We start from the raw sequence: 12,499 nt of genomic DNA on the forward strand, positions 1-12,499 counted from the left end.
CCCCCCCCCCCCCCCCCCCCCCCCCCCCCCCCCCCCCCCCCCCCCCCCCCCCCAACCCCCCCCCCCCCCCCCCCCCCCCCCCCCCCCACGGCCGTTTTCCGCTTCCGGAGGGCGCCGTCCGGCCGCCCGGCGCCGGCTTCCGGATTCGTTTGTCAGTGGGTTGCACCACAATGGGTCGGGCGCGGAGCACTGCGCGGTGTGCGGGGCCGGGCACACCCGCACTCGGCGCGGCACGGGCAGGACGGAACGGCACAGGAACGGCGGACAGCGATGGCGGTATGGGACGACGTGGTCGGCCAGGACCGGGTGACGGCGCAGCTGGCCGCGGCCGCGCGCGATGCGGACGCCCTGGTCTCCGCGGAGCAGGCGGGGCCGGAGCCCGCGCGCGGTGCGGAGCCGCCGTCCGCTGAGCCCGGCGGCGCCTCCCAGATGACGCACGCCTGGCTGTTCACGGGCCCGCCCGGCTCCGGCCGGGCCACCGCGGCCCGCGCCTTCGCCGCCGCCCTGCAGTGCGTCAGCCCGGACCGCGCCCTCGGCGGCGCCCCCGGCTGCGGTTTCTGCGACGGCTGCCACACGGCCCTGATCGGCACCCACGCCGATGTCGAGATCGTCCGTACGGACCTGCTGTCCATCGGCGTCAAGGAGACCCGCGACCTGGTCCGCCGGTCCTCGCTCTCCCCGTCCGGCGGCCGCTGGCAGGTGATCGTCCTGGAGGACGCCGACCGCCTCACCGAAGGCGCCGGCAATGTCCTCCTCAAGGCCGTCGAGGAGCCCGCGCCCCGTACGGTCTGGCTGCTCTGCGCCCCCTCGGTGGAGGACGTCCTCCCCACCATCCGCTCGCGCTGCCGCCTGCTCTCGCTGCGTACGCCACCGGTCGACGCGGTCGCCGACGTCCTCGTCCGGCGGGACGGCATCGAGCCGGAAGCCGCCGGCCGGGCCGCCCGCGCCACCCAGGGGCATATCGGCCGGGCCCGCCGCCTCGCCACCGACGAGCGCGCCCGGGCCCGCCGGACGGCCGTACTGAAACTCCCCCTCCGCGTCGACGACATCGGCGGCTGCCTCAAGGCCGCCCAGGAGCTGATCGACGCCGCGGGGGAGGACGCCAAGCAGGTCGCGGAGGAGGTCGACACCAAGGAGACCGAGGAGCTGCGCGCCGCGCTCGGCGCCGCGGCCGGCACCAACGGACGGCTGCCGCGCGGCACGGCCGGCGCCATGAAGGAACTCCAGGACAAGCAGAAGCGCCGCTCGACCCGTACCCAGCGCGACAGCCTCGATCTGGCCCTGGTCGACCTCACCGGCTTCTACCGCGACGTCCTCGCCCTCCAGATGGGCGCTTCGGTACCCCTCGCCAACGACGAGGTCCGCGACAGCGTCCAGCGCATCGCCACCGCCTCGACCCCCGAACGCACCCTCCGCCGGATAGAAGCCGTCATCGCCTGCCGCGAGGCCCTGGACCGCAATGTGGCCCCCCTCCTCGCGGTCGAGGCGATGACGGTGGCTCTCCGGGCGGGCTGACGCCCTCACCCATCCATGGCGCCGGGCCTGCCGGCTGCCTGATCCCTGCCCACCGCGGCACCGGCGCCCGCCGGCCGCCCGAGCCCACCCGGCCACGGCACCGGCCCCGCCGGCCGCCCGAGCCTTCACTCCACGAGCCGCACACACCACGTCCTCGTCCGGATACTCTCCGTGCGAGAGCGTCACCGAACAACCGCCACCGTCACCGCCACCCGGCATCCACCACCCGCCGCCACTACGTACGGGCTCCACCGCACCCCACCCCAAGGACCGACACCGCACTCCACACCCCACACGCTCCAGGGACCGAGACCAAGGGACCGCCCAATGGCCACCAGCCGCCCGCTCCGCACCTCTGCCGCCGCCCTCGCGGCCACCGCTCTGCTGATCTCCGGCTGCTCCTCGGGGAGTTCGTCCCCCGACGGTGAGGCGTCCCCGGGCCGCGGGACGGCGGCCGGTGCCCAGCGCCCCGCCGGGGCCGCCTCCCTCGCGCCCCTCCCCGCCGCCACCCCGGCCCCCCTTCGCCCGTATTACGACCAGAAGCTGAGCTGGCGGCCCTGTGGGGTGGCGGGCTTCGAGTGCGCCACGATGAAGGCGCCCCTCGACTACTCCAAGCCCAGCGCGGACACCGACCTCAAGCTCACGGTGGCCCGCAGGAAGTCCACCGGCTCCGGTAGCAAGATCGGCTCCATCCAGGTCAATCCCGGCGGCCCCGGTGGTTCCGCGATCGAGTACCTCCAGCGGTACGCGCCCCAGCCCGCCGCGGTCCGCGCGCGGTACGACATGGTGGCGATGGACCCCCGCGGCGTGGGCCGCAGCGAACCGGTCGAGTGCCTGACCGACAAGCAGATGGACCGCTACACCCAGACCGATGTGACCCCGGACTCACCGGCCGAGGTCAACAAGCTCACCAGTGCCTACCGCAGCTTCGCCAAGGGCTGCGCCTCCCGCGCCGGCCAGCTGCTCCGCCATGTCTCCACCATCGAGGCCGCCCGCGACATGGACGTGCTGCGCGCCGTCCTGGGCGACAAGAAGCTCACCTACGTGGGCGCTTCCTACGGCACCTTCCTCGGCGCGACCTACGCCGGCCTCTACCCGTCCCGCGTCGGCCGGATGGTCCTGGACGGCGCGATGAACCCGGAGCTCGACTCCCGCACCGTCAACCTCAACCAGACCGCCGGCTTCGACACCGCCTTCCGGGCCTTCGCCGCGGACTGCATCAAGCACAAGGACTGCCCGCTCGGCACCAAGAGCGTCGACGACGCCGGCCGGCAGCTCTCCGCCCTCTTCAAGAAGCTGGACGCCCACCCGGTGCCCACGGGCGAGCAGCGCGAGCTCACCGAATCCCTCGCGACCACGGGCGTCGTCGCCGCCATGTATGACCAGCGCGCCTGGCCGGTCCTGCGCGAATACCTGGCCCAGGCCGAGGACGGCAACGGCCGCGGGCTGCTCACGCTCTCCGACAGCTACTACGAGCGCGACCCGAACGGCACCTACGCCAACCAGATGTACGCCAACCCCGCCGTCAACTGCCTCGACCTCGCCTCCGCCTTCAACGGCCCCGCGCAGGTCCGCGCCGCCCTGCCCAGCTTCCGCAAGGCCTCCCCGGTCTTCGGCGAAAACTTCGCCTGGGCCGCCTTGAACTGCGCGTACTGGCCGGTCAAGCCCACCGGCACGGCCCACCGCATCGAGGCCAAGGGCGCCGCCCCGATCCTCGTCGTCGGCACCACCCGCGACCCGGCCACCCCCTACGTCTGGGCCAAGGCCCTCGCCGCCCAGCTCTCCAGCGCCACCCTCCTCACCTACGACGGCGACGGCCACACCGCCTACGGCCGCGGCAGCAAGTGCATCGACACCGCGATCAACAACTACCTCCTCAAGGGCACCGTCCCCCCCAAGGGCACCCGCTGCAAGTGACCCACACCACACCCGCCCCCCTCTCCCCCCACCGCCCTCTGACCAGCTCCTGAACGAGTGACAAAGCACCCCTCCACGATGTGTAGACTGGGCCGCGCACCACGCCGCCTTAGCTCAGTTGGCCAGAGCAACGCACTCGTAATGCGTAGGTCTCGGGTTCGAATCCCGAAGGCGGCTCCACTTGCAACCCCAGCTCAGATGCTTTCTGAGCTGGGGTTTTGCGTTTCCTGGACTCGGCGTCGATGCGGGGGCCGGGGGCGTGCGGGTGCCGGCGGTCTCGGTTCTGGTCTCCGTCGCGGGGGTGGGCCGACGGCGCCGTCGGACTCCGCTGTCACGCATCCAGCCCCCAGCCCCTCACTCCGCTCGTGCCACCTGGGAAGGGTGGACGCGCAGGACGAGCAGGCCGGGGATGAGGACGCCCAGGAGGCCCAGGGCGGTGCAGCCGAGGGCTACCTGGGAGAGGGGGCCCCACGGTAGGAGGGGGAGTAGGCCCTGGGTCGGGAGGGACAGGCGGGAGGCGAGGCCCGTGAGGGAGAGGGTTACTACTGCGGTGGCGGTGGTGAGGCCGGTGAGTACGACGGCGGCGGACTCCCAGCCGAGCATGCGGAGGAGCTGGCCGCGGGTGCTTCCGGTGAGACGGAGGGTGGCGAACTCCTGTCGGCGGCGGCGGGTGGCGAGCAGCAGGGTGTTCAGGATGCCGATGGCGGAGAACGCGAGGAGGGGGACCATCAAGATGCGCAGGCCGACGGCGTTGCGCTCTTGGCGGGTGTCGGCCCGTGACGGTTGTTGCCGTGTCTCTTTGACGGCACGTTCCTGAGCTGTTTGCAGGGCCGCCGGTTCAGTGGTCCGGGGCGATGCTGACACGACGGCCGGGTGCGAATTCGTTTGCTGTGAGACGGAGTTGCCGCAGAGCAGTATCGCGCTGAGGCCCGCGGCGATGAGGACGGGGCCGGCCGTGGCAGCCACGCGGCGGGTGGCCGCCGCGCTGTTCGCCGCGGCCAGTGTGCCCGAGTAGCGGGAGAGCAGGCGGCCGGGGACGGCGCTCAGTGCGGCGATGGGGCGGACGAGGAGCGGGAGGAGCAGCCAGGCGGACAGGATCAGCAACAGGCAGAGCGCCATGGTGCCGTTGGTCGCCCCGTGCGGGCCGCCGCGGCGTCCGTACCAGTCCCAGGACGCCCAGGCGAGCCCGAGCATGACGAGCGCGCCAACGGCGCGTCCGGTCGGCATCGCGCGTCGCTCCACCTCGGCCTCGCGCAGGGCGGCGATCGGCGAGATCCGCAGCGGGCCGTTGGTCGCGGCCCACGCGGCGAGTACGGCGATGCCCGTCGTGCCCAGGAGGCCCGCGGTGAAGCCCGGCAGGGACGGCCCGCCCGTGGGCCCGGGCTCCAGAATGCCGTTGCGGATGAGCCAGGTCAGCGCGGGCCCGGCCGCGGCCAGGCCGAGGCCTGCGCCCGCCGCGGCTCCGGCGAGAGAGATCAGCAGGGCCTCGCCGACGATCCCGAGCCGCAGTTGGCGGGCCGTGGCCCCGATGGTCCGCAGTGCCCCGATCTCCCGGCGGCGCTGCTGCACCACCAGGGACAGGGTGTTGACGACGAGCAGCCAGGCGGTCAGGCCGGAGGTGCCGCCCACGAGGCCCAGTAGCGACCCGGCTGCTTTCTCGGCACCGCCCTCGGCGCTCACCTGGTGCACCCGGTCCAGCACCGTCGTCAGCGTGGTGGCCAGCGCCGCACTCATCACCACCACCACGAGCACTCCGGCGTACTGCCACAGCCGGGTGCGCAGGGAACCCAGTACGGGGAAGAACATCGTCAGACCCCCAGAGCGGCCATGCGGGCCGCGATGGTCTCGGCGGTGACCTCGGGGCCGGTGAGGCGGTCCACGAGGCGGCCGTCGGCGAGCACCAGCACCTCGTCCGCCCAGGCGGCGGCCTGCGGGTCGTGCGTGACCATGACGACGGTGGTGCTCAGGTCGTCGACCGCGTCGCGCAGCAGGTTGAGCACGTCGCGGCCGGAGGCCCGGTCCAGGGCGCCGGTCGGCTCGTCAGCGAAGACCACCTCGGGGTGGGTGACCAGCGCCCGGGCCAGGGCGGCACGCTGTTGCTGGCCGCCCGACAACTCGGCCGGCCGGCGGTGGCGCTTGTCCAACAGGCCCACGTGGGTGAGCAGTTCCTCCAGGCGGTGCGGGTCCGGGCGGCGTCCCGCCAGGCGCAGCGGCAGCGCCACGTTGGCGGCGACGCTCAGCGCGGGGACCAGGTGGAAGTCCTGGAAGACGAAGCCGATGCGGCCCCGGCGCAGCAGCGTCAACTGCCGCTCGGACAGTTCGGCGAGATCCTGCCCGGCCAGTGTCACCGAGCCGGAGGACGGGCGCTCAAGGCCCGCCGCGCAGTGCAGCAGCGTGGACTTCCCGGAGCCCGAAGGGCCCATCACCGCCGTGAACGACCCGCCGGGGATGGCGTGGTCGATGCCGTGCAGGGCGGTGACCGCCTGCCGGCCCCTGCCGTGCGTCTTCTGGAGGGACCGCAGGTCGACGGCCGGACTCCGGCCGGTGGCCGGCCTGTGGACGGTGCGGGGCGGCTGCGTGGTCTTCATGGCACGAGTCAATCCGCCCCAGGCGGCGATGTCGGTGGAGTGCGCTGGACAGCCGGGGTAGAGCGAGGTCTACCCTCGGTCCACTCCTCTGCCGGCGAAGGGCAAGAGGGCGGCAGGGAGGGCAGGTTGGGGACAAATGTCGGTGCGGCAGCAGTGCGCGGCGGCAGGTGGGCGATTACGCATCGGGAGCGTGCGGACGGCCCGGGCGGCGCTCTATCTGGCGTGCGGCTTCCCCGTCGGGCTGGCGTGGCTGACCTGCTGCGTGGTCCTGCTGGTGCCGGGCCTGGCGACGGCGCTGTTCCTCGTGGGCCTGCCGCTGATCGCCGCCGTGCTGCTGTCGGGCATCCCGCTGGGTGCGGTCGAGCGGGCCCGGCTGCGGATGTTCACCGGCACCGCCGTTCCCTCGCCGCACGCCCCGGCCTCCGGCGGCGGGCCGCGCGGCTGGCTCCGGCAGCGCGCGACCGAGCGGGCGACGTGGTGGGAACTGGCCTACGCGGTGGTCCACTGTGCACTGTCGCTCTGTGACTTCGTCCTGGTGACGGGAAGCCTGACGCTGTCCCTGGCACTGCTCGTCGCGCCGCTGCTGCGCCGCTTCACCCCGGACGGGCAGGTGCGGATCGCTGTCTTCCAGGCGCACTCGGACACGCAGGCCGTCCTGCTGGTGCTGTGCGGCGCGGTCCTGCTGGTCCTGACCCACCTCACGCTGACCAGGTACGCGGCCGCCCGTGCCCGGCTGGCCACCCGGGTCCTGACGAGACGTGATGGCGGCGCCGGTGACGGTCACGACGAACGCATCGGCCAGCTCGTCCGGTCCAGGGCGCGCATTCTGGACGCCTACGACGCGGAGCGCCGCCGGATCGAGCGCGATCTGCACGACGGTGCCCAGCAGCGCCTCACCGGCCTGATCATGACGCTGGGTCTCGCGCGGCTGGAGCTCGCCGGGGGCGACAGCGCGGCCCGTGAACTCGTCGACAAGGCCGCCGGGGAGGCGCGGACCACCCTCCGGGAACTCCGGGAACTCGTCCACGGCATCTACCCCGCGACGCTCACCGACCGGGGCCTGCCCGCCGCGCTCGCCGAGCTCGCGGAGGACGCGGTCCTGCCGGTGGAGACCGAGGTCGAGCTGGCCGAGCGCCCGCCGGAGGCCGTGGAGGCCGCCACGTACTTCGTGGCCTGCGAGGCGATGACCAACGTCACCAAGCACAGCGCCGCCACCGAGGCCCGGCTGTCGCTGCGCCGTACGGGCACCGGGCTCGTGCTGGAGGTGCGCGACAATGGCGTCGGTGGCGCCGACGCGGAGTCCGGGACCGGTCTGCTGGGGCTCGCGGACCGGGTCGCGGTCTTCGGCGGAACCGTTCATCTGTCGAGCCCGGTCGGCGGGCCGACCCTCGTGCATGTGGAGATTCCATGCGGATCGTGATGGCTGAGGATTCCTCCCTGCTCAGGGAGGGCCTGGTGCAGATCCTCACCAAGTTCGGTCACCAGGTCGTCGCCGCCGTCGACAATGCGCCCTCGCTCATCGCCGCGGTGCGGGAACACCGGCCCGATCTCGCCCTGGTGGACGTCCGATTACCGCCGGGCTTCAAGGACGAGGGCCTGCGCGCGGCCCTCGACCTGCGCGCGGAGCACCCCGGCCTCGGCGTGCTGGTGCTCTCGCAGTACCTGGACGCGGACTACGCGGCGGAGTTGCTGGAGGCGAACCCGTCGGGTGTGGGGTACCTGCTCAAGGACCGGGTGGGCGACATCCCGGAATTCCTCGGCTCGGTGCAGCGCGTGGCCGACGGCGGGACCGTGATCGACACGGAGATCATCCGGCGGCTGCTGGGCCGTCGCAGAGGTCAGTCCTCGGTGCAGAGCCTGACGCCGCGGGAGAAGGAGGTACTGGCCCTGATGGCCGAAGGCCGCTCCAACGCCTCCATAGCGAACTCCCTGTCCGTCAGCCAGGCGGCGGTGTCGAAGCACATCGGGAACATCTTCGACAAGCTCGGACTCCCCGAGAGCGGCGCCGATCACCGGCGCGTCCTGGCGGTGCTGGCCTACCTGCGGCAGTGACAGCGGAGCGGTGGCGATTGCGGCCGTCGGCTCCGCCCCGGCCGGCCCGAACGGTGCGTGGTGCAGTGCCGCGTAGGAGGCATCAGCAGCGCCCAGGGCCGTAACTCCTAGGCGGCGGCCTTCCCTTCGTGCTCGCCGCCCCCCGCCCCCACCGCCGCTATAGCGATCAGCGGCTTGTAGTGGCCCTTGGGGTGGGGTTCGCCGATGGGGTGGTTGTGGGCTTCTACCCAGGCGTGGGCGGCGAAGGGGTGGGTGCGGATGCCGGTGCACCAGGTGGGCCAGGAGCCGCGGGCGCGGCAGAGGAGGGCGGTGGCGATGGAGCGTTGCAGGCAGCCCTGGCCGGCGCAGCGCAGGCTGACCGAGACGACGGCGTCGCGGGCGGCGAGGGCCTGGTCGGGGGTGGCCGGGGGTGCGCCGCGGCGGGCGAATTCCAGGACGGTGCGCAGCCGGGCGGGTTTGGCCTTGGCCAGCAGGCGGGCGATGCCGACGGCCAGCAGGGGGACGAGGCGGCGGTGCAGCGGGAGTCTGCGCCGTTCGGACAGGGCGACGGGCAGGCTCACGCGATCACCAGCTGGGCGGTGCGGAGTTGCTCGATCACCGCGGTCACGTCGTGCTCGGCCCGGTGAAGGGCGATGCGGTGCCGGTTCGCGACCTCGGCGGCGATATGGGGGGCCTCGTGGCCGTCGAGCAGTTGGCGCAGGACCTGGCCGCCGGTGGCGTTGAGCTGCCAGTAGCGGCCGGTGCGTTCGTTGAGCAGGACCGTGCCGTCGTCGGTGTCGGTGGCTACCACGTCAGGGTGCAGGCGTACGGGCATCGTCGGACCTCCAAGCAGGGGTGGGGCGGGTGGCGGCGCGCAGCCAGAGTTCGCAGCCGATCAGGGGCTCCAGCGCGATGCCCATGGCGTTGTCGGCCTGGGGGGAGAGCAGTTGGGTGCGCAGTTTCCCGGGGTCGAGCAGGCCGTGGGCGGCCAGGGCGGAATCGGTGAACAGGTCGAGGATCGCGGGGAGGTTGTGGCGCAGCCCCGTGCCGGCCTCGTCGCTGAATTCGCCCTTGGTGCCGCGGCCCAGCACGCTCGCGGGGACGATGCCGCGCATCGCGTCGGCCAGCAGCGGCTTGTAGCGCCAGGGGCCGGCGTGCTCGTGCACCCGGACGCCCAGGACGGCCTCGACGACCCGGTCGTCGAAGAACGGGGCGTCGAGCTGCACTCCGGCCTCGGCGAACGGGCGGGCCAGCAGGCGGTACCAGGGCGCGCTGGTGCGCAGTGCGACCAGGGTCTGGTGCTGGCCCAGGTCGGTGGAGAGGGGGCGGGACCGGTCGGCTGCCTGCCGGAGTGCCTCGCGGGCCGCTTCGGTGGCCGTGCCGGTGGCCCAGGACGGTGCGCGCAGCGGCCACAGGCCCCAGCCGAGGCTGGGGCGGCGCTTGCGCAGGGGTGGGTCGGTGAGGTGCTCGGCCTGGGCGCGCCACCAGGCCGCCTCGTCCCCGGGGCGGGTCAGCGCGGCCAGGGTGTGCAGCACGGGCCAGCGTTTGAGGGCGGCGTAGCCGCGGACGTGCCGGAGGGCGGTCAGTGGACGGCGGCGGAGCAGCGGGTGCAGATAGCCGGGGAAGGGGGTGAACAGTTCGTCGCCGCCGTGGCCGGCCAGATGGCGGCGGGCGCCGCGGTCGGCGAGGAGCCGGGCGGTGTGCCGGGTGCGCGCTGCGGTGCGGACGAAGGGGTAGGGCTCCTCCGTGTCCATGAGGGCGTCCGGGTCGGCGAAGAGGGGTGGGAGCTCGCCGGGGGGAATCACGAGGTGTTCGGCGCGGTCGAGGGCGCTGATGGCGTCGGCGGCGAAGGCGGCGTCGTCGTTGCCCGCCTCGGCCTCGCCCCAGCGGAACGTCAGCAGATCCGGGGTGTTCCGGGCGGCGAGGAAGCAGAGGGAGGTGGAGTCCATGCCGCCGGACAGGTCGCTGCTGAGCCGGCCTGCGTCGGGCGTGCGGTCGTGCAGTGCCGTGGTGAGGGCGTCCCGTACGGCTTGTGCGCCGGCCGGCAGCGGGGCTTCGGGAGCGGGCGGCCGCCACCAGCGCAGCGTGCGGGCCCGTTCGCGGTCCCAGACCAGGCAGTGGTCCGGGTCCAGGGCGGCGATGCCGGACCACAGGGGCTGATCGGCGAGCGGGGACGGGATGAGGCCGCCGCAGGCGACGCGTACGGCCAGGGCGCCGGTGTCGATGCCGGCACCGGTCATCGCGGCGAGCACATCGGCCCGGTCCGCGGCGATGTCCACCCCGCCCATCCGGGTGTGGAAGACCCGGCGCAGTCCGGTCAGGCTGCCCTGGACGCGGACCTGTCCGCCGACCGAGGCCACCACATGGCAGGCGCCCGGCAGGGCGGCGGCCAGCGCGTCGACGTCGGACACCGTCCGTATCCGGGCGGTGAGTTCGGACAACCGGGTGGCGGTGACCGGGCAGACCCCGGCCACCGCCACCTGCACCGGGCCCGCGGTGGCCACCCGCAGTTCCGCGGGTGACCACACGCCCACCAGCCACGGCCGCCCCGACGCGTGCGAGAGCACCCGCGGGGACGCCCAGGGCGCCGCCGCGTGAGCCTCGGCCGCGGCCGCCGTGTCCGGAAGGACCACGAATCCGGCACCGGTCATCTGTACCTACTCCTGAGAGTGATCAGGGACGGGACGGTCAGCCGCCGTAGTGGCCGAAGATGTCCTTGCCCCAGCCGATGAAGCCCAGGGTGTCCTCGTTGAACTCGCCGACCTCGACCAGCATCGGGGCGGCGTAGGGCTCCACGGTGGACAGCTCGTTCTGCTCTTCCATCACAGCCTCCTTGAAGGGAAAGCGGGTGGTCATGCGGCCACCTGCGGTGAGTTGGCACCTCTGCCGGGTGGTGAGCAATCTGCGGATCAATCCGCTGATCGATCCCGGCTGAGGTGTCCGTGCGTGTCCCGCTCCGTGCGGGGCACGACGTTTCAGCAGCCGTCCGGTGCGGTTCGTGGTGAGGTGAACGGGCCGCTGCCGGACGGATGTGGGTGGGGAGCGCGCCGGGGGCGGGCTCCTACTGGCGCGTGAGTTCCTGGCGCGCGTCCAGTTCGGGGGTGAAGAACTCCTCCACCCCGATGACACCGGCCAGCGTGGCGAAGTAGCGGTCCATCAGCTCCTGGTCCCCGGCGACGGTGCGCAGCATGGACAGCCGGTGCTCGGGCACTTCGAGTTCCGCGACGGACAGCGTCGAGTGGTAGGCGTCGATGAGGATCTCGTCGCGCTGGTAGGCGTACTCCTCCAGCCCGTCGAGCAGTTTCTCGGGGTCGCGCAGACCGGTGCCGACGCAGTCCACCAGCAGCTGCGCCTGGCGGAAGGCGTCGGTGATACCGCGGGCGGTGATGGAGTCCTTGTGGTGGCCGGCGTCGCCCACCAGGGCCCAGCCGAGCCCGGCCGCCTCCCGGAAGTAGTTGCGCTGGTCGCCGGTGCCGTGCAGCCGCTCCAGCGGGGTCTGTGACGCGATCTTCGCGTAGAGCTCCGGGGCGGTGTCGCGGACCGCCTCCAGGTAGGCGCCCATCGCGTCCTTGCGGACCCGCTCGAACTCGGACTGCGGGAAGTACGCCGCGATCAGCGTGGTGTTGTCGTTCGTGGGCACGGTGCCGACCCAGCGGCCCGGTGCCTCGTAGAGCTCGAAGCGGTCGGTGACGCCTTCCCAGTACGTGTAGTAGGCGCAGGTCGCGGGCGGGTGCTCGGTGGTGATGCGGGAGTCGACCATGGTGGCGAAACGGGAGCGCATCCCGTCGGCGCCGACCACCAGCCGGGCGTGCTCCTCGGTGGTCGCGCCGTCGGAGGTGCGGCAGCGCACCCCGGTGGCCTGGCCCTCCTCGTCGGACAGCACCTCGGTGACGGTGCAGCCCTGGCGGAACTCCACGCCCGCGGCGACCGCGGCGTCCGCGAGGATCTCGTCCAGCAGATAACGGCGCGGGGCGTACGCGGCGCGGTGGCCGTCGACCGGGATCGAGCACCCCTCGATGCGGATGTCCGCGATCCGGTAGACCGCGCGGTCCAGTGGCGGACAGCCGGTGGCGATCACCTTGTCGAGGACCCCCCAGCGCCGCAGCAGCGCCACCCCGGGCTGGTGGATGTAGAGCGTGCTGAGCGTGTCCCGGGGGAATTCGGCGCGGTCCACCATCAGCACCTGATATCCGGCACGTGCGAAGAGCATGGCCGTAGAAGCACCGGCGCAGCGCGCCCCGACCACGATGACGTCGTACACAGTCGACTCCCTGACCCGCTCGTGACCCGCTGCTGGGCGGGCCGAGTTCCTGACCGGGACGTTAGGGAGGGCGGCAATCGCCGCGTCATTGTGTCGTTATTCCCGGCCGGTTTCCTGGTGGGATTCCTGGCTGGTTCCGTGGGGCCGTCGGGGTCTTGATACGGCGTCGATAGGGGCCTCCGCTAGC

11 protein-coding genes and 1 tRNA gene are annotated in these 12,499 nt (G+C 73.1%); 5 read left to right on the forward strand and 7 right to left on the reverse strand.

Going from position 1 to position 12,499, the window contains the following annotated elements:
• Positions 1-270 precede the first annotated feature (270 nt).
• The 3 genes from ACZ4XD_RS09220 to ACZ4XD_RS09230 all read left to right on the forward strand — a co-directional run bounded on the left by ACZ4XD_RS09220 (position 271) and on the right by ACZ4XD_RS09230 (position 3,612).
• Complete coding sequence (locus ACZ4XD_RS09220; RefSeq protein ID WP_468039773.1) at positions 271-1,515, forward strand: DNA polymerase III subunit delta'; 1,245 nt, start codon at positions 271-273, stop codon at positions 1,513-1,515.
• A gap of 327 nt (positions 1,516-1,842) precedes the next feature.
• Positions 1,843-3,432, forward strand: coding sequence for an alpha/beta hydrolase (locus tag ACZ4XD_RS09225; RefSeq protein ID WP_468039776.1), 1,590 nt, complete (start codon positions 1,843-1,845; stop codon positions 3,430-3,432).
• 103 nt (positions 3,433-3,535) lie between these two features.
• Positions 3,536-3,612: transfer RNA gene (locus tag ACZ4XD_RS09230), tRNA-Thr, on the forward strand.
• A gap of 174 nt (positions 3,613-3,786) precedes the next feature.
• Here the strand turns inward: ACZ4XD_RS09230 and ACZ4XD_RS09235 are convergent.
• Together ACZ4XD_RS09235 and ACZ4XD_RS09240 are read right to left on the reverse strand one after the other, a co-directional pair.
• Positions 3,787-5,238 (reverse strand): FtsX-like permease family protein, encoded by a 1,452-nt coding sequence (locus tag ACZ4XD_RS09235; protein ID WP_468039779.1) that lies wholly within the window; start codon positions 5,236-5,238, stop codon positions 3,787-3,789.
• Positions 5,239-5,240: 2 nt separating this feature from the next.
• A complete protein-coding gene (locus ACZ4XD_RS09240; protein ID WP_468039781.1) occupies positions 5,241-6,020 on the reverse strand; it encodes an ABC transporter ATP-binding protein in 780 nt (259 codons plus the stop codon).
• 190 nt (positions 6,021-6,210) lie between these two features.
• On the opposite strand from ACZ4XD_RS09240, the gene ACZ4XD_RS09245 reads away from it, so the two are divergent.
• Complete coding sequence (locus tag ACZ4XD_RS09245; RefSeq protein ID WP_468039783.1) at positions 6,211-7,440, forward strand: sensor histidine kinase; 1,230 nt, start codon at positions 6,211-6,213, stop codon at positions 7,438-7,440.
• Positions 7,428-8,072 (forward strand): response regulator transcription factor, encoded by a 645-nt coding sequence (locus ACZ4XD_RS09250; protein WP_468039785.1) that lies wholly within the window; start codon positions 7,428-7,430, stop codon positions 8,070-8,072. The genes ACZ4XD_RS09245 and ACZ4XD_RS09250 overlap by 13 nt, the downstream gene beginning before the upstream one ends.
• Positions 8,073-8,179: 107 nt before the next feature.
• Here ACZ4XD_RS09250 and ACZ4XD_RS09255 read toward each other — a convergent pair whose 3' ends face one another.
• From ACZ4XD_RS09255 to ACZ4XD_RS09275, 5 genes are all read right to left on the reverse strand, one after another.
• Complete coding sequence (locus ACZ4XD_RS09255) at positions 8,180-8,632, reverse strand: lasso peptide biosynthesis B2 protein (RefSeq protein ID WP_468039788.1); 453 nt, start codon at positions 8,630-8,632, stop codon at positions 8,180-8,182.
• The gene (locus ACZ4XD_RS09260; protein ID WP_468039791.1) at positions 8,629-8,886 is read right to left on the reverse strand and encodes a lasso peptide biosynthesis PqqD family chaperone; all 258 of its coding nucleotides are present in this window, start codon (positions 8,884-8,886) and stop codon (positions 8,629-8,631) included. Before ACZ4XD_RS09260 ends, ACZ4XD_RS09255 begins: the two co-directional genes overlap by 4 nt.
• Positions 8,864-10,702 (reverse strand): lasso peptide isopeptide bond-forming cyclase, encoded by a 1,839-nt coding sequence (locus ACZ4XD_RS09265; RefSeq protein ID WP_468039793.1) that lies wholly within the window; start codon positions 10,700-10,702, stop codon positions 8,864-8,866. The genes ACZ4XD_RS09260 and ACZ4XD_RS09265 overlap by 23 nt, the downstream gene beginning before the upstream one ends.
• Before the next feature lie 37 nt (positions 10,703-10,739).
• Positions 10,740-10,874 carry a lasso RiPP family leader peptide-containing protein gene (locus tag ACZ4XD_RS09270; RefSeq protein ID WP_018090024.1) on the reverse strand — a complete coding sequence of 45 codons (135 nt, stop codon included), beginning with the start codon at positions 10,872-10,874 and terminating at the stop codon, positions 10,740-10,742.
• Positions 10,875-11,112: 238 nt separating this feature from the next.
• Positions 11,113-12,312 carry an NAD(P)/FAD-dependent oxidoreductase gene (locus tag ACZ4XD_RS09275; RefSeq protein ID WP_468039796.1) on the reverse strand — a complete coding sequence of 400 codons (1,200 nt, stop codon included), beginning with the start codon at positions 12,310-12,312 and terminating at the stop codon, positions 11,113-11,115.
• Positions 12,313-12,499 lie beyond the last annotated feature (187 nt).

It is taken from the genome of Streptomyces sp. NPDC029466 (assembly GCF_055574515.1).